Source organism: Streptomyces sp. NPDC059743 (assembly GCF_042732975.1).
Classification (GTDB): Bacteria; Actinomycetota; Actinomycetes; order Streptomycetales; family Streptomycetaceae; genus Streptomyces.
Window position 1 is genome coordinate 89,460 of sequence record NZ_JBHWGS010000007.1, and the last position, 23,510, is coordinate 112,969.

At 68.8% G+C, this 23,510-nt stretch carries 17 protein-coding genes; 14 read left to right on the forward strand and 3 right to left on the reverse strand.

What is annotated here, in order from left to right:
* Positions 1-18: 18 nt before the first annotated feature.
* Complete coding sequence (locus tag ACFV6H_RS14960; protein WP_384788334.1) at positions 19-867, forward strand: serine protease; 849 nt, start codon at positions 19-21, stop codon at positions 865-867.
* An 89-nt stretch (positions 868-956) separates the two neighbouring features.
* Here ACFV6H_RS14960 and ACFV6H_RS14965 read toward each other — a convergent pair whose 3' ends face one another.
* Positions 957-1,187, reverse strand: coding sequence for a hypothetical protein (locus ACFV6H_RS14965; protein WP_046495432.1), 231 nt, complete (start codon positions 1,185-1,187; stop codon positions 957-959).
* 457 nt (positions 1,188-1,644) lie between these two features.
* Between ACFV6H_RS14965 and ACFV6H_RS14970 the strand changes: the two genes are divergently transcribed.
* The 6 genes from ACFV6H_RS14970 (at position 1,645) to ACFV6H_RS14995 (ending at position 8,596) form a co-directional block, all read left to right on the forward strand.
* The gene (locus ACFV6H_RS14970; protein WP_385541722.1) at positions 1,645-3,771 is read left to right on the forward strand and encodes a type IIA DNA topoisomerase subunit B; all 2,127 of its coding nucleotides are present in this window, start codon (positions 1,645-1,647) and stop codon (positions 3,769-3,771) included.
* Between the two features lie 183 nt (positions 3,772-3,954).
* Complete coding sequence (locus ACFV6H_RS14975; protein WP_385541724.1) at positions 3,955-4,464, forward strand: DUF1453 domain-containing protein; 510 nt, start codon at positions 3,955-3,957, stop codon at positions 4,462-4,464.
* The gene (locus ACFV6H_RS14980; protein WP_385541726.1) at positions 4,461-5,738 is read left to right on the forward strand and encodes a sensor histidine kinase; all 1,278 of its coding nucleotides are present in this window, start codon (positions 4,461-4,463) and stop codon (positions 5,736-5,738) included. The genes ACFV6H_RS14975 and ACFV6H_RS14980 overlap by 4 nt, the downstream gene beginning before the upstream one ends.
* On the forward strand, positions 5,735-6,403 hold the full coding sequence (locus ACFV6H_RS14985) for a response regulator (protein WP_384985357.1): 669 nt from the start codon (positions 5,735-5,737) through the stop codon (positions 6,401-6,403). Before ACFV6H_RS14980 ends, ACFV6H_RS14985 begins: the two co-directional genes overlap by 4 nt.
* Before the next feature lie 97 nt (positions 6,404-6,500).
* Positions 6,501-7,007: a DUF485 domain-containing protein gene (locus tag ACFV6H_RS14990; RefSeq protein WP_385541728.1), complete on the forward strand. Its 507-nt coding sequence runs from the start codon at positions 6,501-6,503 to the stop codon at positions 7,005-7,007.
* Entirely contained in the window at positions 7,004-8,596 is a 1,593-nt protein-coding gene (locus ACFV6H_RS14995; RefSeq protein WP_385541730.1) for a cation acetate symporter, read from the forward strand. The genes ACFV6H_RS14990 and ACFV6H_RS14995 overlap by 4 nt, the downstream gene beginning before the upstream one ends.
* A gap of 44 nt (positions 8,597-8,640) precedes the next feature.
* Here ACFV6H_RS14995 and ACFV6H_RS15000 read toward each other — a convergent pair whose 3' ends face one another.
* Both ACFV6H_RS15000 and ACFV6H_RS15005 read right to left on the reverse strand, forming a co-directional pair.
* Complete coding sequence (locus ACFV6H_RS15000; RefSeq protein ID WP_385541731.1) at positions 8,641-9,318, reverse strand: response regulator; 678 nt, start codon at positions 9,316-9,318, stop codon at positions 8,641-8,643.
* On the reverse strand, positions 9,315-10,994 hold the full coding sequence (locus tag ACFV6H_RS15005) for an ATP-binding protein (RefSeq protein WP_385541733.1): 1,680 nt from the start codon (positions 10,992-10,994) through the stop codon (positions 9,315-9,317). Before ACFV6H_RS15005 ends, ACFV6H_RS15000 begins: the two co-directional genes overlap by 4 nt.
* A 320-nt stretch (positions 10,995-11,314) precedes the next feature.
* Here ACFV6H_RS15005 and ACFV6H_RS15010 point away from each other — a divergent pair, with 320 nt between their 5' ends.
* The 7 genes from ACFV6H_RS15010 to ACFV6H_RS15040 all read left to right on the forward strand — a co-directional run bounded on the left by ACFV6H_RS15010 (position 11,315) and on the right by ACFV6H_RS15040 (position 23,501).
* Positions 11,315-15,601 carry a discoidin domain-containing protein gene (locus ACFV6H_RS15010; RefSeq protein WP_385541735.1) on the forward strand — a complete coding sequence of 1,429 codons (4,287 nt, stop codon included), beginning with the start codon at positions 11,315-11,317 and terminating at the stop codon, positions 15,599-15,601.
* 135 nt (positions 15,602-15,736) lie between these two features.
* Positions 15,737-16,774 carry a LacI family DNA-binding transcriptional regulator gene (locus tag ACFV6H_RS15015; RefSeq protein ID WP_384788302.1) on the forward strand — a complete coding sequence of 346 codons (1,038 nt, stop codon included), beginning with the start codon at positions 15,737-15,739 and terminating at the stop codon, positions 16,772-16,774.
* Positions 16,775-17,126: 352 nt separating this feature from the next.
* On the forward strand, positions 17,127-18,476 hold the full coding sequence (locus tag ACFV6H_RS15020; RefSeq protein WP_385541738.1) for an ABC transporter substrate-binding protein: 1,350 nt from the start codon (positions 17,127-17,129) through the stop codon (positions 18,474-18,476).
* A 13-nt stretch (positions 18,477-18,489) separates the two neighbouring features.
* A complete protein-coding gene (locus ACFV6H_RS15025) occupies positions 18,490-19,446 on the forward strand; it encodes a carbohydrate ABC transporter permease (RefSeq protein ID WP_385541740.1) in 957 nt (318 codons plus the stop codon).
* A gap of 15 nt (positions 19,447-19,461) precedes the next feature.
* A complete protein-coding gene (locus tag ACFV6H_RS15030; protein WP_093590712.1) occupies positions 19,462-20,412 on the forward strand; it encodes a carbohydrate ABC transporter permease in 951 nt (316 codons plus the stop codon).
* 76 nt (positions 20,413-20,488) lie between these two features.
* The gene (locus tag ACFV6H_RS15035) at positions 20,489-22,081 is read left to right on the forward strand and encodes a glycoside hydrolase family 13 protein (protein ID WP_385541742.1); all 1,593 of its coding nucleotides are present in this window, start codon (positions 20,489-20,491) and stop codon (positions 22,079-22,081) included.
* 250 nt (positions 22,082-22,331) lie between these two features.
* The gene (locus ACFV6H_RS15040; RefSeq protein WP_385541744.1) at positions 22,332-23,501 is read left to right on the forward strand and encodes a CobW family GTP-binding protein; all 1,170 of its coding nucleotides are present in this window, start codon (positions 22,332-22,334) and stop codon (positions 23,499-23,501) included.
* Positions 23,502-23,510: the final 9 nt, after the last annotated feature.

Sequence of the window (23,510 nt, forward strand, 5' to 3'; positions counted from 1 at the left end):
GGAGAGTCAGGAGCCCGTATGCGTCATTCGCTTGCCCGAGTGCTGACGGGAGGAGTGGCCGCGATCGCGGCGGGGGTCCTGCCGCCGCTTCTCTCGCCGCCGCCCGCCGTCGCCGAGAGTGTGGTCATCGGTGGTCAGCCGGTCCGGGCCGCCGACAGCCCCTGGGTCGTGGCCGTGTCCAGCCGTGACCGCTTCGGCGGTACGCGGGCGGGCCAGTTCTGCGGGGGTGTGGTGGTGGCTCCGACGAAAGTGCTGACGGCCGCCCACTGTATGAGCCCGGATGTGCTCGGAGGGCCTCCGGGACAGGTGCGCGACCTCAGGATCATCGCAGGACGGGACCGGCTGCGCGCCAAGGGCGGGCATGTCGTCTCCGTACGGTCCGTCCAGGTCGATCCGGCGTACGACCCGGGCACCAACGCGGCGGATCTGGCCGTGCTGACGCTGGAGCGCGCGCTGCCCAGGAGGTACGCGATCCGGCCGGCCGAGCCGGGGGACTCCGCCGCGGAGCCCGGGACCGCCGCCGCCGTCTACGGCTGGGGCGACACCTCCGGTGACGGCGACTACGCGAGCACGCTGCGCTCCGCGCCGGTGACGGTCCTGCCCGATGCGAACTGCTCGCGGGCGTACTCAGGCGGCTCAGGTGGCCGCTACGAGCCCTCCACGATGCTCTGTGCGGGCGATCCCGCGGGCGGGCATGACGCCTGCCAGGGCGACAGCGGAGGGCCGCTGGTGGCCCAGGGACGCCTTATCGGGCTGGTCTCCTGGGGCAGCGGCTGTGGACGCTCGGACAGTCCCGGGGTCTACACCCGGATCACCACCGAGGTCAGGGCGGTCGCCACCGCGGTGGGGGCAAACGTCCCACGGTGACGAGAACAGGCGGCCACCCCGCGCTCAGCGGGAGTGGCCGCCCGTCGGCCGGTCAGGACCGACCCTTGGCTCGTCGTGGATGCGAGGTGTCAGCGCTCCTCTTCACCGCCGCCGGCCGGCACGGCCGTCAGTCGGTCGGTCTCATCCTGTATTTCCGCGGCGATCTTCTTGAGTTCCGGCTCGAACTTACGTCCGTGGTGGGCGCAGAAGAGCAGTTCACCACCGCTGATCAGGACGACGCGCAGATAGGCCTGCGCGCCGCAGCGGTCGCAGCGGTCAGCCGCGGTCAGCGGGCTCGCGGGGGTCAGAACAGTAGTCACGTCGCCTCTTCTCTAGCTCGACGAGCTGTCGTACCAGGGTCAACATCCAACCAGGCCGAAAACGTTCCCGCTCTCGGCTTTTCCTTGAAAACTTCTTTCCGGGTGGCTGGCTGCTGGCGGTTGGCGGCGAATGGGCCGTATCGCTTCGCTTGGCTTCGCTCTACGGGTTTCGCGTTGCTTGACAGTGCTTGTCAGTGGGGAGCGCCCTCGCCGGCTGGCTTGCCGGTTGTTGATGAGGACGTGCCCGGAGCCTAAATGGTTCATGCCTGGAAGGGAACGTGATGTGTGCTTCACCCCGACGAGGGATCGAACACCTATGCGACCGTGGACTAGCATAAGAAATCGCGTGGGTGGCGTGACAACGGCTCTACCAGGCCTCTGTACCCTCTGACCGGTGACAGACGCCGGGCCTTTACCCCACGGGGCCACATCTCAAATTCAGCGAGGAGCGAACCGCGTGACCGCCGAGACGTCCGTGCCGTCCACTGCGCTGCTGACCGCAGACCGTGACGGCTCCAACTACACCGCGCGGCACCTGCTCGTCCTTGAGGGGCTCGAAGCGGTCCGCAAGCGACCCGGAATGTATATCGGCTCGACCGACAGCCGCGGTCTGATGCACTGCCTCTGGGAGATCATCGACAACTCCGTCGACGAGGCCCTGGGCGGGTACTGCGACCACATCGAGGTGATCCTCCACGAGGACGGCTCGGTCGAGGTCAAGGACAACGGCCGGGGCATTCCGGTCGATGTCGAGCCCAAGACCGGCCTGTCCGGCATCGAGGTCGTCATGACCAAGCTGCACGCCGGCGGAAAGTTCGGCGGCGGCTCGTATGCCGCCTCCGGCGGTCTGCACGGCGTGGGCGCCTCGGTGGTGAACGCGCTCTCCGCCCGGCTCGATGTCGAGGTGGACCGCAACAGCGCCACCCACTCGATCAGCTTCCGGCGCGGAGTCCCCGGCATCTTCACCGAGCCGGGACCCGACAGTCCCTTCGACCCGGCGAACGGGCTGATCAAGGGCAAGCGGGTGCCCAGGACCCGGACGGGCACGCGCGTGCGCTACTGGGCCGACCGGCAGATCTTCCTCAAGGACGCCAAGCTCTCCCTGGAGACGCTCCACCAGCGCGCCCGCCAGACCGCCTTCCTGGTTCCCGGACTGACCATCGTCGTCAGGGACGAGCGGGCGGCCGGCGAGAGCGAGGGCAACGGCACGGTCGAGGAGACCTTCCGTTTCGACGGCGGCATCAGCGAGTTCTGCGAATATCTGGCGCAGGACAAGGCCGTCTGCGACGTGCTGCGGCTGACCGGCCAGGGCATCTTCAAGGAGACCGTGCCGGTCCTGGACGACCGCGGGCACATGACACCGACCGAGGTCACCCGGGAGCTGGGCGTCGACATCGCGCTGCGCTGGGGCACCGGGTACGAGACCGCGGTCAAGTCGTTCGTGAACATCATCGCGACGCCCAAGGGCGGTACGCATGTGAGCGGCTTCGAGCGCTCGCTGACCAGGACGGTCAACGAGGTGCTGCGCTCGGCCAAGATGCTGCGGGTCGCCGAGGACGACATCGTCAAGGACGACGCCCTGGAGGGCCTGACCGCCGTGGTCACGGTGCGGCTCGCGGAGCCGCAGTTCGAGGGCCAGACCAAGGAGGTCCTGGGCACCTCCGCAGCCAACCGGATCGTCTCCAATGTCGTGGCCAAGGAACTCAAGGAATTCCTGACGTCGACGAAGCGCGACGCCAAGGCGCAGGCACGGGCTGTGCTGGAGAAGGCCGTCGCCGCCGCCCGTACACGGATCGCGGCCCGCCAGCACAAGGAGGCGCAGCGCAGGAAGACCGCGCTGGAGTCCTCCTCGCTGCCGGCCAAGCTCGCCGACTGCCGCAGCGACGACGTGGACCGCAGCGAGCTGTTCATCGTGGAGGGAGACTCCGCGCTCGGTACGGCCAAGCTCGCCAGGAACAGCGAGTTCCAGGCGCTGCTGCCGATCCGGGGCAAGATCCTCAATGTCCAGAAGTCGTCCGTCTCGGACATGCTCAAGAACGCCGAGTGCGGGGCGATCATCCAGGTCATAGGAGCGGGCTCGGGCCGTACGTTCGACATCGACGCGGCCCGCTACGGCAAGATCGTGCTCCTGGTCGACGCCGATGTCGACGGCGCCCATATCCGCTGTCTGCTGCTCACGCTCTTCCAGCGCTATATGCGGCCGATGGTGGAGGCGGGCCGGGTCTTCGCCGCCGTACCGCCGCTGCACCGGATCGAGCTGGTGCAGCCCAAGCGGGGCCAGGACAAGTATGTGTACACGTACTCGGACAGCGAACTGCGGCAGACGCTGCTGGAGTACCAGCGCAAGAACATCCGATTCAAGGACTCCATCCAGCGCTACAAGGGCCTGGGCGAGATGGACGCCGACCAGCTCGCGGAGACCACGATGGATCCGCGCCACCGCACCCTGCGGCGGATCAACATCGGCGACCTGGAGTCGTCCGAGCAGATCTTCGATCTGCTGATGGGCAATGAGGTGGCGCCCCGCAAGGAGTTCATCACCAGCTCCGCGGCGACCCTGGACCGCTCGCGCATCGACGCCTGAGCCGCGATCTCCCAGGCGCGACCTGCCGAGCGTGATCTGCCCAGCACGACCTGCCCAGCGCGGTCTCCACCCACGGGTGGAGACCGCGTTTCCACCTTTGATCAACCCTTGCGCCGATGCTCTGACCTGACGCTTCTCCGTAACGTCGAAGTCGCTGAACTTCTTCGTCCCCGGAGGCACCGCATGTCCTCGCCCATCGACATTCTCGTGATCGTCGCCGCTGTCGCGCTGGTCGCCGTGCGCCAGTTCAGGCCACAGCGGATCACCATCGGCGGGCGCGGCTGGCTGGTGCTGCCCGTCGTCCTGGCGGTCGTCGCCCTGAGCCAGCCGGGCCTGATAGACGCGCACGACCGCTCGCTGTCGGTGCTGCTGCTCGGAGCCGAGCTGGTGGTGGGACTGGTGATGGGCGCGGGCTGGGCCTGGACCGGCCGGCTCTGGACCGCCGAGGACGGCTCCGTGTGGACGAAGGGCACCGGGGCCACGGTCGCGGTCTGGATCGGCGGGATAGCCCTGCGGGCCGGGCTGATGGGCATCGGCGCGCTGATAGGTGTCCACCAGGGCTCCGGAGCGCTGCTGCTCGCACTCGCCGCCTCCGTGCTGGTCCGCAGAGGCATGCTGGTGTGGCGGGCCCGTGCCGTACACCCGTCGTACGGTGACGGGACAGCCGCCGCGCCGTGGAAGGACCGTGTGTGACAGCCGACGCCTGGACGAACTGGCCCTCCCGGGAGGCCCTCACTCGGCACGGCCGTACCGAGGCACGGCGATGGCTGGCCCGGTCCATCCGAATGCTCACTCTGGCGGCCCTGCTCTGGTCGACTTTCAGCCGGCGCCATGTGGAGGGCTGGGCGGCGGCCGTGGCCGTGGCCGCCACGTTCGCCCTCGTCTTCTGCGCCTGGGCCTTCTACCGCACCACCCTGCGGCATCAGCTCTGGCCGTCGGTCGTGCTGCTGATGGCACTGATGGGCGGAGCTCTCGCCGCGCGCCAGAGCGGATTCGAGATCGCCGCGGTCGTGCTGTGGTGCGGCTGTGCCATCACCGCCATGGAACGGCTGCCGCTCGCCGCAGCCCTGCCCACCAGCTGTCTCGCTCTCGGCGGATTCGCCGTGGTCAACCCGGACGCCTGGCTGACCACGTCGCTCAGCACCGCGGGACTGCTCCTCGGCGGCTATGTGCTGCGGCTCGACGCGGAGGCGCGCGGCAGCGCGCAGCGGCTGCTGGCGCAGGAGCGGGCCGCCCGTGCAGCCGAGGCCGAGTCGGCGGCCCTCGCCGAGCGGGCGAGGATAGCCCGGGACATCCATGACGTCCTGGCGCACAGCCTCTCCGCGCAGCTTGTGCATCTGGAGGCGGCCCGGCTGCGGATAGAGCGGGAACCGCCGGCACCGTTCCGCGACCAGATACTGGAGCGCGTCGTCGCCGCGCGTTCCATGGCGCGCGAAGGGCTCTCCGAGACCCGGCAGGCGCTCTCCGCCCTGCGCGGTGAGATGGCTCCGCTCGGTGATCATCTCCGTGAGCTGGCCGCCATGGAAGGCGCCGAGGTCGCGGTCGAGGGAGCGCCGAGGCCGCTGCCCGCGGAGGCCTCGCAGACGGTGCGCAGGGTGGCGCAGGAGGCGCTCACCAACGTACGGAAGCACGCGCCGGGCGCGCGCGTACGGATCGTGCTCACGTATGGCATGGACGAGGTGACGCTGGACATAAGGGACTCCGGCGGGAAGGACTCCGGTGGGAACGGAGCGGGCCCGGCAGGGCTGGCGGTCTCCGGCTCCGGGTACGGTCTGCTGGGGATGAGGGAGCGCGCCGAACTGCTCGGCGGCACTCTGGAGGCCGGTCCCGGTGGCCCTGGCGGTCCTGGTGGCTCCGAGGGCGGCTCGGAGGGCTCCGAGACGGGCTCGGACGGTTCCGAGAGTCCTGTGAGGTCCGAAGGCCGCGAAGGGAAGGGTTTTACCGTGCGTCTGCGAGTGCCCGCATGACGGCCCGCGTGATCGTGGCCGACGACCAGGCCGTGGTGCGTGAGGGCATCGTGATGCTGCTCGGGCTGCTGCCGGGCATCGAGGTCGTCGGCGCGGCGAAGGACGGCGAGGAGGCGGTGGCGCTTGTCGCCGAACTCGGTCCCGATGTCGTCCTGATGGATCTGCGGATGCCCCGCTGCGACGGCGTGGAGGCCACCCGCCGTATCCGCGCCGAGCACCCGGGAACCCAGGTCGTGGTGCTCACGACCTACGCCGACGACGATTCGCTCTTCGCCGCGCTCCGGGCGGGCGCCCGTGGCTATCTGACCAAGGACGCGCAGGGCGAGGAGATCGTCCGGGCCGTGGAGGACGTACTGGCGGGCCAGGCGGGACTGGCGCCCGCCGTGCAGCGCAGACTGCTGGAACGGGTCACCGCGCCGCTCGCCGCGCCCGCGCCCGTGGAGTTGCCCGACGGGCTGACCGCGCGGGAGGCCGAGGTGCTCTCCCTGGTCGCCGAAGGGCTCTCCAACAAGGAGATCGCGCAGCGACTGCACATCGGCGCGGCCACGGTGAAGACCCATATCAACAATCTCTTCGCCAAGACGGGAGTGCGCGACCGCGCGCAGGCCGTGCGATACGCCTACCAACGAGGACTCATCCCGCCACCCGGGACAACCGTCACCTGATGGGGTGAAGTCGGGGCGGAGACGAGTCCGGGATCCCGTGCCTCCGACCATCCTTGCTACGCGGCCGAAACGGTTCGCTGACAAGGAGAGTTGACCGGTGGAGAAGCAGGAAGGGCGTGAGGCCGCAGCGATGCGGCTCGACGACCCGTGGTACGAAGCGCTGGCCTCGGACTGGGGCGAGCCCGCCGGTTCCGGAATGCCCACGATGCCTGTCCCGCCGGGCGGGCACCCGGCCTCCGAGATCTATCCGCGGGTTCAGCGCAGTGCCGCGTTCCAGGAGGTCAGGAGCCGCTACCGGAGGTTTGTCGTCCCGGCCTCGGTCGCCTTCTTCCTCTGGTACTTCGCGTATGTCGTGGCCGCGACGACCGCGCCCGGGCTGATGGCGAGACCGGTGGTGGGAGCGGTGAATGTCGCGATGGTGGCCGGCCTCGGCCAGTTTCTCTCCACGTTCCTGCTGACCTGGGCGTACGCGCGCCATGCCCGGCTGCGCCGGGACCGGGCCGCGCTGGAACTGCGCTGGAGCGTGTTCGACCAGGAGCGGTCCCAGGATCGCTCCGAGGAGACGGCGCCGGGGAGTGCGGCGGTACGAGGGAGCGTCCGGTGACCGGCGACCATCAGACGCTGGCGCTGGTGCTGTTCAGCGCGTTCGTCGCGGTCACTCTGGGCATCACCACCTGGGTGAGCCGCAACCGCCATGGCTCCGCCGAGGAGTTCTACGCGGGCGGCCGGCTGTTCTCGCCGATGGAGAACGGATTCGCGATCGCGGGCGACTATATGTCCGCCGCCTCCTTTCTCGGGATCTCCGGACTGATCGCGCTGTTCGGCTACGACGGCATGCTCTACTCGGTCGGCTTTCTGGTCGCCTGGCTGGTCGTGCTGTTCCTGGTCGCCGAACTCGTACGGAACTGCGGCCGGTTCACCCTTGCCGATGTCGTCGCGGCCAGGATGAGCGAACGGCCGGTCAGGATCGCGGCGGGCACCTCCTCGGTCACCGTCTCCGTGCTCTATCTGGTGGCGCAGATGGTCGGCGCGGGCAGCCTGGTCGCGCTGCTGCTCGGCGGTACGAGCGCGTCGGCGCGCACCTGGACCGTGATCGGTGTGGGCGCGCTCATGGTCGTCTATGTCTCCCTCGGCGGGATGCGAGCCACCACCTGGATCCAGATCGTCAAGGCCGTGCTGCTGATGGCCGGAGCGATCACGTTGACCGTGCTCGTCCTGGTCCGTTTCCACGGCGATGTCAACGGGCTGCTGAACACCGCCGTCGCGCACAGCGGCCACGGCAGGGAGTTCCTCGCTCCCGGTCTCAAGTACGGCAGCAACTGGACCGCGCGCCTCGACTTCATCAGCCTGGGACTGGCACTGGTCCTGGGCACGGCCGGGCTGCCGCACATCCTCTCCCGCTTCTACACCGTGCCGACCGCGCGTGCCGCGCGTCATTCGGTCGTCTGGGCCATCGGTCTGATCGGCGGCTTCTATCTGATGACGATCGTGCTCGGGTTCGGCGCGGCAGCGCTGGTCGGCTCGGACGCGGTCCGTGCCTCGAACGCCGCGGGAAACACGGCGGTTCCGCTGCTGGCGCTCGATCTCGGCGGTGGCGCGGGATCAACAGGCGGAACGGTTCTCTTCGCGGTCGTCGCGGCCATCGCCTTCGCCACCATCCTGGCCGTCGTCGCGGGCATCACACTCGCCTCCTCGGCCTCCGTCGCCCACGATCTCTACACCTCGCTCAGGCGCAGGCACGCCAAGCGGCGGAGCGAGGTGGCGGTGGCCCGGCTGGCGGCGGCCGGTATCGGCGCGGTGGCGATCGCGCTCAGTCTGCTGGCGCAGGAGCTGAATGTCGCCTTCCTGGTCGGGCTGGCGTTCGCGGTCGCCGCCTCCGCCAATCTGCCCGTACTGCTGTACTCGCTGTTCTGGCGGAACTTCACCACACGAGGCGCGGTCTGGTCGGTGTACGGCGGGCTGATTCCGGCCGTGGTGCTGGTGGTGCTCTCACCCGTGGTCTCGGGCAGTCCCGAGGCGGTGTTCCCCGGCCTGGACTTCAAGGTGTTCCCGCTCCAGAACCCGGGCGTGATCTCCATTCCGCTGGGCTTCCTCGCGGGCTGGATCGGTACGGTCACCTCGTCCGAGCCGCCCGACGAGGCCACGTACGCGGAGACCGAGGTCCGTTCGCTGACGGGCGCGGGAGCGGTCTGAGAGCCCGCTGCTCGGAGCCCGCCCGTCCGGAGTCGCGGCCTCCGTCAGACGCCCGCCGCCCAGGTGTAGCGGTGTTCGGGACGCCCTGTCTCGCCGTACCGGAGTGTGAGCCGTACCCGACCGGTCCGCTCCAGCAGCTTGAGATAGCGCTGCGCGGTCTGCCGGCTCATCCCCGCGTTCTCCGCGATCTCCTGGGCCGACAGCGGACCGTCGGCGCTCATCAGCGTCCGGCGCACCAGCGCGGCCGTGGTGGGGGAGTGGCCCTTGGGCAAGGCCGGAGCACTCGCGGCGGAGAGCGCCCCGAACATCCGGTCCACCTCCGACTGATCGGCCTCGCCGCCGCCGTCCAGAGTGCGGCGCAGGGCCGCGTACGCCTCCAGCTTGGCCCGTAGACCGGCGAAATTGAATGGTTTGACCAGGTATTGAAGTGCGCCATGGCGCATCGCGGCCTGCACGGTGGCGACATCGCGCGCCGCCGTCACCATGATCACATCGGTCTGATGACCGAGCCGCCGCAACTCCCGTACCACCGCGAGTCCGTTCTCGTCCGGCAGATGGTGATCGAGCAGGATCAGATCGACGCTGTGCTCGGAGATCCGGCCGAGCGCCTCGGCGGCCGAGTGGGCCTGTGCCACCACCCGGAAGCCCGCCACCTTGGCCACATAGGCCGTATTGATCGCCGCGACCCGGAGGTCGTCGTCCACGATCAGTACGTCGATCATCGTGTCTCCCCGGCCGCGCTCATCGGGTCTTCGGCGCCGTCGTCTGCGTCGTCCGCTTCCGCCTCTGCGGTCAGGGCCTCCGGCAGTACGACGGTGAACTCGGCGCCGCCCTGCGCGGACTCGCCGACCCGCGCCCTGCCGCCCTGCCGCTCGGCGAGTCTGCGTACCAGGGCGAGTCCCAGACCGCGCTTGCCGTGGGCCGGCAGCTCCTTGGTCGACCAGCCCTCGGAGAAGACGAGTTCACGGTGGGCGGCGGGCACACCGGGACCGCTGTCGGAGATCACAAGAACGACCGTACGGCCTTCGGCGCGCAGTTCCACCTCGATCCGCGGGTCCTCGGAGCCGGCCGCCGCGTCCAGCGCGTTGTCCACCAGATTGCCGACGACCGTCACCAGGCCCTGCGGATCCACCAGCCGGTCGGGCAGCAGCGTGCGGGACGAGAGCCGCAGCGAGACACCGCGCTCGGCGGCGACCGTGGCCTTGCCGACCAGCAGCGCGGCCGGCAGCGGATCGTGGATGCGCTCGGTGATCTGCTCGGCGGTGGCCCGGTGCACGCCGACGACCTCGTTGACGAACTCCACCGCCTCCTCGTGCAGGTCCAGCTCCAGCAGCCCGAGCAGCGTGTGCATCCGGTTCGCGTGCTCATGGTCCTGGGCCCGCAGGGCGTCGATCAGTCCGCGCGTCGCGTCCAGCTCGCGGCCCAACTGCTCCAGCTCCGTACGGTCGCGGAGGGTGACGACGGCGCCGCCGTCGTCGGTCGGCATCCGGTTGGCGACCAGGACCCGGCTGCCCCGTACGGCGAGCAGATCCTCGCCCAGCACACATCCGGTCAGCACCTCGGTGGTGCGTCCGGCCCCGAGCACCTCGTCCAGCGGCCGTCCGATGGCATCGGGACCGAGTCCCAGCAGCCGCTGCGCCTCGTCGTTGATCAGCCGGATCCGGCCGCTCCCGTTCAGCGCCACGACGCCCTCCCGCAGGCTGTGCAGCATCGCCTCACGCTCGGTGAGCAGCGCCGAGATGTCCGAGAAGGCCAGATCATGGGTCTGCCGCTGGAGCCGCCGGGAGATCAGATAGGCGGCGAGCGCTCCCGCCGCCAGCGCTCCGCCCGCGTAGGCGAGCAGCCCGGGGATCGCGGCGAGCAGCCGGTCGCGGACGCTGTCGTACGCGATACCGACCGAGACGGCCCCGACGATGGTGCCCGTACGGTCGCGCAGCGGGACCTTGCCCCGGGCGGAGCGGCCGAGTGTGCCGCTGTCGATCTCCCGTATATGCGCGCCCGCGAGCGCCGCGCTGGGATCGGTGGAGACGACCTTGCCGATCTGGCCGATATCGGTATGCGACCAGCGGATCCCGCGTCTGTCCATGATCACCACATACTCGGCGCCGGTGGCGCGTCTGATGCGTTCGGCCTCGGCCTGGACGGGACCGCCGGGCGTCGGCCGTGAGGCCAGCAGATCGTCGGCGACCTCCGCGGAGGCGGTGGTCTCGGCGATCGCCAGCGCCCGGCTCATCGCCTGGTCGTCCAGCTCCTTGCTGAAGGGCGCCAGAAAGAGCCCCGTGGCCAGCACGGTGACGCCCGCGGCGATGGCGAGCTGCATCAGCAGCACCTGCGAGAAGACCCGGCGAGGCCAGCCGAATCGCCGTCGTCTCTCCGAGGTGCCCGGTCCGGCGCTCATGGTGAGGAACGGTAGAGGGCGGACGGGCCTTTCCGAAATTTCCACAGTTACGCAAATCCGTCGCAAGGTTTGCAGATCACTTACGTTTCCCTGATGAGCGGCCAAAAACAGGCCGGCGCAGCACAGCAGGTGTCAACTCAGGAGGCGAACCACGGGATTTGGTTCTGTCTCAGCGGTGGACGGACTGGCAGTTCTCTGCAACTCTCTGACCGCAAAACGCAAAAGACCCTGTTCATCAGTGCAGAAATGCTTGCCACACCGGCAGGCAGTCAGAGCCGCGCCCTCGCCGCCCCCGCGCCGAGGCCGAAGATCGGGGATCCATGAGATCGCTACGCCGGAGATGGCGGGTTCTCTCCACCGCCATAGCCACCAGTCTTTTGATGATGGGCTGGCCGTCGCTCACCGCTGCCGCGGCCGACGGTCCCAACATCGCCGCGGGGCGGACCGCGGCGACGAGTGCCAGTACGGGCGACACCAAGGCCCGCAATGTGACGGACGGGAACCAGTCGACGTACTGGGAGGGCAACGGCAAGGGCCCTCAGTGGGTGCAGTCGGACCTGGGCTCCAGCAAGCGCGTCGACCAGGTGGTGCTGAAGCTCCCCGCAGGGTGGGAGAGCCGTAAGCAGACCCTGTCCATCCAGGGCAGCGCCGACGGGACCAGCTTCGCCACGCTGAAGAGCTCGGCCACGTACAGCTTCAGCAAGGGCCAGGGCAACAAGGTGACCGTCGCCTTCCCGGCGACCAAGGCGCGGTTCGTGCGGGCGAACTTCACCGCCAACACGGCCGGGAAGAAGGCCCAGCTCGCCGAGCTGGAGGTGCACGCCGCCGCGGCTGCCTCGGTCAATCTGGCCGCCGGCAAGACGCTGACCGCGAGCAGCTTCACCCAGGTCTACGGGCCCGGCAACGCCAACGACGGCAACAAGGCCACCTACTGGGAGAGCACGAACAACGCCTTCCCGCAGTGGATCCAGGCCGACCTCGGCTCCTCCGTGGGCGTCAACCAGGTGGTGCTGCGGCTGCCGGACGGCTGGGGAGCCAGGGACCAGACGCTGAAGATCCAGGGCAGCGCCAACAACTCCACCTTCTCGGACCTGACGGCCTCGAAGGCGTACACCTTCAGCCCGGCGGGCGCGCAGACGGTGACGATCTCCTTCGACACCACCAGCACGCGCTATGTCCGGGTGCTGATCACGGCGAACACCGGGCAGCCCGGCGGCCAGCTCTCCGAGCTGGAGATCTACGGCCCCGAGACCGGTGACACGCAGGCGCCGACCGCGCCCACCGAGCTGACCTACACCGAGCCGGCCACCGGCCAGATCCGGCTGGCGTGGCGGCCGTCGACCGATGACACGGGCGTCACCGGCTACGACATCTACGCCAACAACGAGCTGCGGACCAGCGTCGCGGGCACGGTCACGACCTTCACGGACACCCAGCCGGCCGGGTCGACCGTCTCGTACTACGTACGGGCCAAGGACGCGGCCGGCAATGTCTCGGCCAACAGCAACACGGTCACCCGGCAGGGAGACACCGGTGACACCCAGGCGCCGACCATCCCGGCCAATCTCGCCTTCACCGAACCGTCCTCCGGCCAGATCAGGCTGACCTGGGGCGCGTCGACGGACAACCGAGGCGTCACGGGCTACGACATCTACGCCAACAACGTCCTGCGGACGAGCGTGGCGGGCAATGTCACCACGTACACGGACACCCAGTCCGCGGGCACCACGGTCTCGTACTACGTACGGGCCAAGGACGCGGCGGGCAATGTCTCGGGCAACAGCAACACGGTGACCAGGAACGGCAGCTCCGGCACGGGATCGAACCTCGCCATCGGCAAGCCGATCAGCGCGTCCTCCACGGTCTTCACCTTTGTCGCGGAGAACGCCAACGACAACAGCCTCACCACCTACTGGGAGGGCGCGGGCGGCAGCTACCCCAACACCCTCACGGTGAAGCTGGGTGCCAACGCCGACACCGAGAACGTCGTGGTCAAGCTCAACCCGGACAGCAGCTGGGGTCCGCGGACCCAGAACATCCAGGTGCTGGGCCGTGAGCAGAACGCCACCGGCTTCACCAGCCTGGTGGCCGCCAAGGACTACGCCTTCTCCCCGGCGACCGGCAACCTCGTGACCATCCCGGTCAGCGCGCGCGTCGCCGACGTCCAGCTCAGGTTCACCTCCAACACCGGTGCCGGAGCGGGCCAGGTGGCGGAGTTCCAGGTGATCGGCAACCCGGCGCCCAACCCGGATCTGGAGATCACCGCGCTCAGCGCGTCCCCGGCCTCGCCGGTCGAGTCCGACCCGATCACGCTGTCGGCGACCGTACGCAACTCCGGAGCGCTCGCTTCCCCGGCCGGTTCGGTCGAGTTCCGGCTCGGCGGCACCAAGGTCGGCACCGGTTCCGTGGGCGCGCTCGCGGCCGGAGCCTCGGCCACGGTCACCGCGGACATCGGTGCGCGTGACGCCGGTTCGTACCAGCTCAGCGCTGTCGCGGACCCGGCCAACCAGATCATCGAGCAGAACGAGACCAACAACACCTACACCGCTACGAGCCCGCTGGTGGTGCGGCCGGTCGCCAGCTCGGACCTGATCGCCTCCGCCGTCTCCACCTCGCCGTCCAGCCCCGCGGCCGGTGACACGGTCTCCTTCTCGGTGGCGATCAAGAACCAGGGCACGGTGGCCTCGGCGGCCGGTGCCCATGGCATCACGCTGACGGTGCTGAACTCGACGGGCGCCACGGTCAGGACCCTGACCGGCACCTACAACGGCACCATCGCGGCGGGCGCGACCTCGGCGCCGGTAGGCCTCGGCACCTGGACGGCCGCCAACGGCTCGTACACGGTGAAGGTGGTCCTCGCCGACGACGCCAACGAGCTGCCGGTCAAGCGCGCGAACAACACCAGCTCACAGCCTCTCTTCGTCGGGCGCGGCGCCAATATGCCGTACGACATGTACGAGGCGGAGGACGGTGTCGCGGGTGGCGGCGCGCAGGTCGTCGGTCCCAACCGGACCGTCGGCGATGTCGCGGGCGAGGCGTCCGGCCGTAAGGCCGTCACGCTCAACAACACCGGCAACTACGTCGAGTTCACCACCAGGGCCAGCACGAACACGCTGGTCACCCGGTTCTCCATCCCGGACGCGCCCGGCGGTGGCGGGATCAACTCCAGCCTGAACATCTATGTCGACGGCACCTTCCTCAAGGCCATCGACCTCACCTCGAAGTACGCCTGGCTGTACGGCAACGAGACCGGCCCGGGCAACTCGCCGGGCGCCGGCGGTCCCCGTCATATCTATGACGAGGCCAATGTCCTGCTGGGCAGGACCGTTCCCGCGGGCAGCAAGATCCGTCTCCAGAAGGACGCGGCCAACGCGCACACGTACGCGATCGACTTCGTCAACCTGGAGCAGGCCACCGCGGTCGCGAACCCGGACCCGGCCACCTACACGGTGCCGGCCGGATTCACGCATCAGGATGTGCAGAACGCGCTGGACCGGGTGCGGATGGACACCACCGGCAAGCTCGTCGGTGTCTATCTGCCGGCCGGTGACTACCAGACGTCCAGCAAGTTCCAGGTCTACGGCAAGCCGGTCAAGGTGGTCGGCGCGGGTCCCTGGTTCTCCAGGTTCTTCGCTCCGTCGACCCAGGACAACACGGACGCGGGCTTCCGGGTGGAGGCGGCGGCGAAGGGCTCGTCCTTCGCGAACTTCGCCTTCTTCGGCAACTACACCTCGCGTATCGACGGGCCAGGCAAGGTCTTCGATCTGTCCAATGTGACCGACATCACGATCGACAACATCTGGAACGAGCACACGGTCTGCCTCTACTGGGGCGCCAACGCGGACCGGATCACGATCAGCAACTCCCGTATCCGCAACACGTTCGCCGACGGCATCAATATGACCAACGGCTCGACGGACAACCACGTCGTCAACAATGACGCGCGGGCCACCGGTGACGACGCCTTCGCGCTCTTCTCGGCGATCGACGCGGGCGGCGCGGACATGTTCAACAACGTCTACGAGAACCTCTCGGCGACGCTGGTGTGGCGTGCCGCGGGCCTCGCCGTCTACGGCGGCTACCGCAACACGTTCCGCAACATCCATATCGCGGACACCCTCGTTTACTCGGGCATCACGGTGAGCTCGCTGGACTTCGGCTATGCGATGAACGGCTTCGGGACCGAACCCACGACGATCGAGAACGTCTCGATCGTCCGGTCCGGCGGTCACTTCTGGGGCAGCCAGACCTTCCCAGGAATCTGGCTGTTCTCGGCGTCCAAGGTGTTCCAGGGCATCCGGATCAACAATGTCGACATCGTCGATCCGACCTACAGCGGCATCATGTTCCAGACCAACTATGTGGGCGGTCAGCCGCAGTTCCCGATCAAGGACACCATCCTCAGCGACATCTCGATCACCGGCGCCCGTAAGAGCGGTGACGCCTTCGACGCCAAGTCCGGCTTCGGACTGTGGGCGAACGAGATGCCGGAGTCGGGCCAGGGGCCGGCCGTCGGCGAGGTCACCTTCAACGGTCTGACACTCAACAACAACGCCGTGGACGTGCGGAACACGACGTCCACCTTCAGGATCAACATCAACCCGTAGAGGACCGGCGGCCCACAGAGGCCCGCCCGGTGAGCAGGGTGGTGTCGGCCGGATCCGTCCGGTCGGCACCGCCTCTGCCACCCTCTTTACGCTCGTGAGCAAGTAGCTTGCATCCCTTGCGATAGTCTTGCGTGTATGACGCGACGACTTGCTCAGGTGGCGAAGAAGGTTGGGGTCAGCGAGGCCACGGTCAGCCGAGTGCTCAACGGCAAGCCCGGAGTTTCGCAGGCCACGCGGCAGTCGGTGCTGACCGCGCTGGACGTTCTCGGCTACGAGCGGCCGACGCAGCTTCGCGGAGAGCGCGCCCGGCTGGTCGGCCTGGTGCTGCCGGAACTGCAGAATCCTATCTTCCCCGCGTTCGCCGAGGTGATCGGCGGAGCGCTGGCCCAGCAGGGCCTCACGCCCGTGCTCTGTACCCAGACCAAGGGCGGAGTCTCCGAGGCGGACTATGTGGAGCTGCTGCTTCAGCAGCAGGTGTCCGGAGTGGTCTTCGCGGGCGGACTGTTCGCGCAGGCGGACGCGCCGCACGACCACTACCGCCAGCTCGCCGAGCGCAAGATCCCGGTGGTGCTGATCAACGCGCCGATCGAGAATCTCGACTTCCCCTGTATCTCCTGCGACGACGCCGTCGCAGTCGAACAGGCCTGGCGCCATCTCGCCTCGCTCGGCCACGAGCGCATCGGCCTGGTGCTCGGCCCGTCCGACCATGTGCCGTCCCGGCGCAAGCTCGCCGCCGCGCTCGCGGCGGCGCGGGCCGCCAAGACACAGCTTCCCGACGCGTACATCGAACGGACCATGTTCTCCCTGGAGGGCGGCCAGGCGGCGGCCTCGCGCCTGCTGGACCGCGGTGTCACCGGAATCATCTGCGCCAGCGATCCGCTGGCCCTGGGAGCCGTACGGGCCGCTCGCCGGCGCGGTCTCGACGTACCGCGCGAGGTGTCCGTCGTCGGCTTCGACGACTCCGCCTTCATGAACTGCACCGAGCCGCCGCTGACCACCGTGCGCCAGCCCATCGAGGCCATGGGCCGGGCGGCCGTCGAGATGCTGAACGCCCAGATCCAGGGCGGTGCCGTACCTCCCGGCGAGCTGCTGTTCGAGCCGGAGCTGGTGGTACGCGGCTCCACGGCGCAGGCGCCGCGCCAGGCGGCGGCCGAGGCGGCTGCCGACGCCTGAGCGGCCACCCGGACCCGCCTCGCGCGGGCCGGCGGAACGACTCCCGGACGGGGCCCCTTGGCGGGCCCCGTCCGCGTTTGCGCTCGCCTCCGTCGGCGTCCGCGCGGCTCCTGGCCGGCGTCTGCGCACTTCTCCGTCGGCGTCTTCGCACGTCCCCGTCGGTGTTCGCGCACGTCCCGCCATGTGGGAAGGCCTGTGCGGGATGTAACCGGCACATGCAGCTCGCTGTCAAGTATTTGCGAAATCGGGGCGACATATTGCGGACATCCGTGGTTAGTGGTTGAGTGAGCGCCGCCACACAGCGATGAAGCTGTGGGTTTGCCACGCTCCTGCCGCAAGAGGGGTCCCACCGATGAGAAGCTCCGGGTTCCGCCGTACCTGTACCGCAGCCATAGCCTCCGCGCTCGCCCTGACTGGACTGGCCGCGTGCGGCTCGGACAGCGAGGACACCGCGGGGGGCAAGACGCGTATCACCGTCAACTGCATGCCTCCGAAGAGCGCCAAGATCGACCGGCAGAGCTTCGAGGACGACATCAAGGCGTTCGAGAAGACGAACCCGACCATCGATGTCGTCGGCCGCGACGCCTTCCCGTGCCAGGACCCCAAGACCTTCGACGCCAAGCTCGCCGGCGGCCAGATGGAAGACGTCTTCTACACGTACTTCACGGACGCCAAGCACGTGGTCGACATCAACCAGGCCGCGGACATCACGTCCTATGTGAAGGACGTCAAGGGCTACAGCGACATCCAGCAGTCGCTGCGCGACGTCTACACCGTCGACGGCAAGGTTTACGGCGTTCCGCGCACCAACTACTCGATGGGCCTCCTCTACAACAAGAAGCTCTTCGAGCAGGCCGGTCTCGATCCCACCAAGCCGCCGGCCACCTGGGAAGAGGTCCGCGCCGCCGCCAAGAAGATCGCGGGCCTGGGCAAGGGCTATGTGGGATACGCCGACTACAGCGCGCAGAACCAGGGCGGCTGGCACTTCACCGCGGAGATGTACTCCCAGGGCGGCGATGTCGTCAGCCCGGACGGCAAGTCGGCGGCCGTCGACAGCCCGGAGGGCAAGGCCGTGCTCCAGACGCTGAAGGACATGCGTTGGACCGACAACTCCATGGGCACCAAGCAGCTCCTGATCCTCAACGACGTCCAGCAGATGATGGGCTCCGGCAAGCTCGGCATGTACATCTCCGCTCCGGACAACATCCCGATCCTGGTCAAGGAGAAGGGCGGCAAGTACGAGGACCTCGCGCTCGCCCCGATGCCCGGCGGCAAGGGCACGCTCATCGGCGGCGACGGCTACATGTTCAGCAAGAAGGCCTCCCCGGAGCAGATCAAGGCCGGTCTGAAGTGGCTGGAGTACCAGACCATCGGCCCCGGCACCGGCCTCAACAACTGGAAGCGCGCGGCCGATCTGAAGGCCCCGGTCGGCCTGCCCGAGCCCCGGCTCTGGACGGGCGCCACGGACGCCAAGGACCAGGAGCTGAAGAAGCAGTACGCCAATGTGCCGGTGGAGAACTACCAGTCCTTCCTCGACGGCAGCCAGCAGCTCACCGCCAAGCTGGAGCCGCCGAAGGCCCAGCAGATCTACTCGGTCCTCGACGGAGCGGTCTCCGCGGTCCTCACCAAGAAGGACGCCGACATCGACGGACTGCTGAAGGACGCGCAGTCCAAGATCGACGGAATCCTGGCCCGAGGCTGAGGCTGACGCACCGATGAAGACTGCCCAGGCCCCCCACCGGTCCGCCGACGCGCCGCCCGCCACCCCGGGGCCGCGCCCGGCGGGCCGCCGGTCCGCGAGCCCGCTCGCGCGCCGGCTCTCCCACCAGGTCCGCGCCTACGGCTTCCTGATCGGCGGCCTGCTCTGCTTCGCGCTGTTCTCCTGGTACCCGGCGATCCGCGCGGTGATCATCGCCTTCCAGAAGTACACCCCCGGATCCGCTCCCGAGTGGGTCGGGACCGACAACTTCACCCAGGTCTTCCAGGACCCGGAGTTCGGGGCGGCCTGGCGCAACACGCTCACCTTCACCCTGATCGCCCTGCTCATCGGCTTCGCGGTGCCGTTCGTGATGGCGCTCGTCCTCAACGAGCTGCGCCACGCGAAATCGTTCTTCCGCGTGGTCGTCTATCTCCCGGTGATGATCCCGCCGGTGGTCAGCGCCCTGCTGTGGAAGTGGTTCTACGATCCGGGCGCCGGCCTCGCCAACGAGGCACTGCGCTTCCTGCATCTGCCCACCTCGAACTGGACCAACGGCGCGGACACCGCGCTGCTGTCCCTGGTCATCGTCGCCACCTGGGCGAACATGGGCGGCACGGTCCTCATCTATCTCGCCGCGCTCCAGGGAATCCCCGGTGAGCTGTACGAGGCGGCGGAGCTGGACGGCGCCAACATCTGGCAGCGCGTACGCCATGTGACCATCCCGCAGACGCGTTTCATCATCCTGATGCTGATGCTGCTTCAGATCATCGCCACGATGCAGGTGTTCACCGAGCCCTTCGTGATCACCGGCGGCGGTCCCGAGAACTCCACCGTCACCGTTCTCTATCTCATCTACAAGTACGCCTTCCTCTACAACGACTTCGGCGGGGCCTGCGCCCTGAGCGTGATGCTGCTCATCGTGCTCAGTCTCTTCTCCGCCCTCTATCTGCGGCTCACCCGCACCGACGACTGAGAGGAGCGCAGCGCCATGACCCAGATCGCGCCGCCTCCCCGGCAGGCACCTCCCGCGGCCGAAGGAGCCACCCGGCGGAAGACGGACGGCTCGTCCGTACGGACTCTTGTCTCGCCGCTCGCGCTCGCGAGCACCCGGGGCAGGACGCTCTACTGGATCGTTTTCAGCGGAGTCGTCCTCGCCTTCGTCCTGGCCTTCCTGTTCCCGGTGTACTGGATGGCCTCGGGCGCCATGAAGTCTCCCGACGAGCTGGTCCAGACACCGCCGACACTGGTCCCGAAGTCCTGGTCCCTCACCGCGTACACCGACGCCTGGGATCTGATGCAGCTCCCGACGCATCTGTGGAACACGGTGGTGCAGGCCGCCGGTGCCTGGATCCTCCAGCTCGTCTTCTGTACGGCGGCGGCCTACGCCCTGTCCAAACTGCGGCCGGCGTTCGGGAAGATCATCCTGGGCGGCATCCTGGCCACCCTGATGGTCCCGGCCCAGGCACTGCTCGTACCGAAGTATCTGACCATCGCCGATCTGCCGCTGATCCACACCAGTCTGCTCAACGATCCGCTCGGCATCTGGCTCCCGGCCGTCGCCAACGCCTTCAACCTCTATCTCCTCAAGCGGTTCTTCGACCAGATCCCGCGCGATGTGCTGGAGGCCGCGGAGATCGACGGCGCCGGAAAGCTCCGTACGCTCTGGTCGATCCTGCTGCCCATGTCCAGACCGGTGCTCGGCGTGGTGTCCATCTTCGCGCTGGTGGCCGTCTGGCAGGACTTCCTCTGGCCGCTGATGGTCTTCTCGGACACCGACAAGCAGCCCATCAGTGTGGCGCTCGTCCAGCTCTCCCAGAACATCCCGCTCTCGGTGCTGATCGCCGCCATGGTGATCGCCAGCATTCCGATGGTCCTGATGTTCCTGGTGTTCCAGCGGCACATCATCGCCGGCATCAGCGCCGGCAGTACCAAGGGCTGACCAGCCCCGCGCCGGCCCACCCCCCTCACCTCAACGCAGAAGGCTTCGCACTGTGAGACAGCCCTCCCCTGCCCCTATGGAGCCCGCCGACAAGAACTGGTGGCGGAATGCCGCCATCTACCAGGTCTACGTACGCAGCTTCGCCGACGGTGACGGTGACGGCACCGGTGATCTCGCGGGTGTACGGGCCAGGCTGCCGTATCTCGTGGAACTGGGCGTCGACGCCCTCTGGTTCACGCCCTGGTATCTCTCGCCGCTCGCCGACGGCGGCTACGACGTCGCGGACTACCGCACCATCGACCCGGCGTTCGGCACCCTCGCGGAGGCCGAGAAGCTCATCGCCGAGGCGCGTGAGCGCGGTATCCGTACGATCATCGATGTCGTGCCCAACCATGTCTCCGACCAGCACGTCTGGTTCAAGGCGGCGGTGGCGGCGGGCCCCGGCAGCCCCGAGCGCGATCTGTTCCACTTCAGGACCGGGCGCGGCGAGAACGGTGAGATCCCGCCGAACGACTGGATCTCCGAGTTCGGCGGCACGCCCTGGACGCGACTCGACGACGGTGAGTGGTATCTGCATCTCTTCGCCACCGAGCAGCCCGACCTCAACTGGGCCCATCCCGCGGTACGTCAGGAGCACGAGGACGTCCTGCGCTTCTGGTTCGAACGCGGTGTCGCGGGCGTACGGATCGACTCGGCCGCGCTGCTCGCCAAGGACCCGGCCCTGCCGGACTTCACCGTCGGGCGCGATCCGCATCCCTTTGTCGACCGGGACGAACTGCACGACATCTACCGGTCCTGGCGTGCCATCGCCGACGAGTACGACGCGATCTTCGTCGGCGAGGTGTGGCTGCCCGACACCGAGCGCTTCGTACGGTATCTGCGCCCGGACGAACTGCACACCGCGTTCAACTTCACCTTCCTGGCCTGCCCCTGGGATCCGGAACTGCTGCGCTCCGCGATCGACACGACGGTCGCCGAGCACGCGCCGGTCGGCGCTCCGGCCACCTGGGTGCTCTGCAACCACGATGTGACCCGTACCGTCACCCGGTACGGACGCGAGGCCAGCGGCTTCGATTTCGCGGCCAAGGAGTTCGGGACCCCGACCGACACGGAGCTGGGCACGCGGCGGGCCCGCGCCGCGGCGCTGCTCTCCCTGGCGCTGCCGGGCGCCGTCTATCTCTACCAGGGCGAGGAGCTGGGACTGCCCGAGGCGGAGATACCGCTCGACCGGATCCAGGACCCGATGCACTTCCGCTCCGGCGGTACGGATCCGGGCCGCGACGGCTGCCGGGTGCCGCTGCCGTGGACGGCCGACGCGCCGTACGCGGGCTTCGGCTCGGAGACCGAACCGTGGCTTCCGCAGCCCGAGTCATGGTCCTCGTACGCGGCCGATCTCCAGTCGGGCGATCCCGGCTCGATGCTCACGCTGTACCGCGAGGCCCTGCGGCTGCGCCGTACCGTACCGGGCTTCGGCGACGGACCGATGAGCTGGCTGGAGGCCGGCCCCGGGGTGCTGGCCTTCAGCCGTACGGACGGGCTGATCTGCGTGGTCAACCTCGGCGAGGAGCCGGCCGGACTCCCGTCCCACACGGGCGTCCTGCTCCTCAGCGGCCCGCTGACCGACGACGCCCGCCTGCCTCGGGACACGGCGGCCTGGCTGCAAGGCTGACCCGGGGCCGGCCGGCCCGCCGCCTCCCGTCCGTCCGGGATCCGTCCGCTCAGAGCCTCCCCGCTCCGGGCAGGTCCCCGGGCGGGCGGGGGCCGTTGTACCACCGGGGGCGGGTGGGGCCGTTGTACCACCGGCCGTGCCGACTTCGCCGCGGCCCGGGTGGCCGGCCGGTGCGCCCATATCCTGGAGCGGGCGGAGGACTCCAGGACATCCGCTCGACTCGACCTCGACGCGGCACGGAGGCGCATTCGTGAGCAGGCAGCAGATCCCGGTGGTCGTACTCACCGGCTTTCTGGGATCCGGCAAGACGACCTTGCTCAACCATCTTCTGCGCCGCCGCGCGGGCCGGCGGATCGCGGTGGTCGTCAATGACTTCGGTGCCATCGAGATCGATGCCATGACGGTCGCCGGGCAGGTCGGTTCGACGGTCTCGCTCGGCAACGGCTGTCTGTGCTGCGCCGTCGACGCGAGCGAACTCGACAGCTATCTGGAGCGGCTCAGCAGGCCCGCCGCCCGGATCGACATCATCGTCATCGAGGCGAGCGGACTGGCCGAGCCGCAGGAACTCGTCCGGATGCTCCTCGCCGGGGACCATCCGGGCACGGTGTACGGAGGACTGGTCCAGGTCGTCGACGCGGCCGAGTTCGACGCGACGCGGGAGCGTCATCCCGAGATCGACCGGCATCTCGCGATCGCCGATCTCGTGGTCCTGAACAAGACCGACCGGGTGGCGGAGGAGGAGCGGCGGCGCGTCCTGGCCGCCATCGGCGGACTCGCGTCAGGGACACCGGTGGTCTCCGCCTCATACGGACGGATCGATCCGGAGCTGCTGTTCGACCCGGCCGCCGTACCGGCGGAGGAGGAGAAGGTCCGGCAGCTCTCCTTCGAGGATCTGTACGCGGAGTATGCGGAGGAGCCGCATGAGAGCCACGATGCCCACGACGGTCACGACGGTCACGACGGTCATGAGGGCCATGAGGGCCATGAGGGCCATCTCCACGCGCGGTACGAGAGCGTCTCGTACACCGCACGGGCACCGATGGACCCGCGCCGGCTCATGGAGTTCCTCGACTCCCGGCCCGAAGGGCTCTACCGGATCAAGGGATTTGTCGACTTCGGCGCGTTCGATCCGGGCAATCGCTATACCCTGCACGCGGTCGGCCGGTTTCTGCGCTTCTATCCGGCGCCCTGGGCGCGCGGTGAGGAGCGCCGTACGCAGCTCGTGCTGATCGGCTCCGGCATCGACGGCGACGCGCTGCTCAAGGAGCTGGCGGTGTGCGAGGAGTCCGGACCGGAGGACGCTCCCGCCGACGACCGGGCGATGTGGGGCGTCCTGCGGTACGTACCCGACGTGTCCGAGCCCGGAGCCGAGCCGGAGCCCGGAGCCGAGCCCGAAGGCCCGGCTCCCGACTGGCCGTAGCGGTGGCCG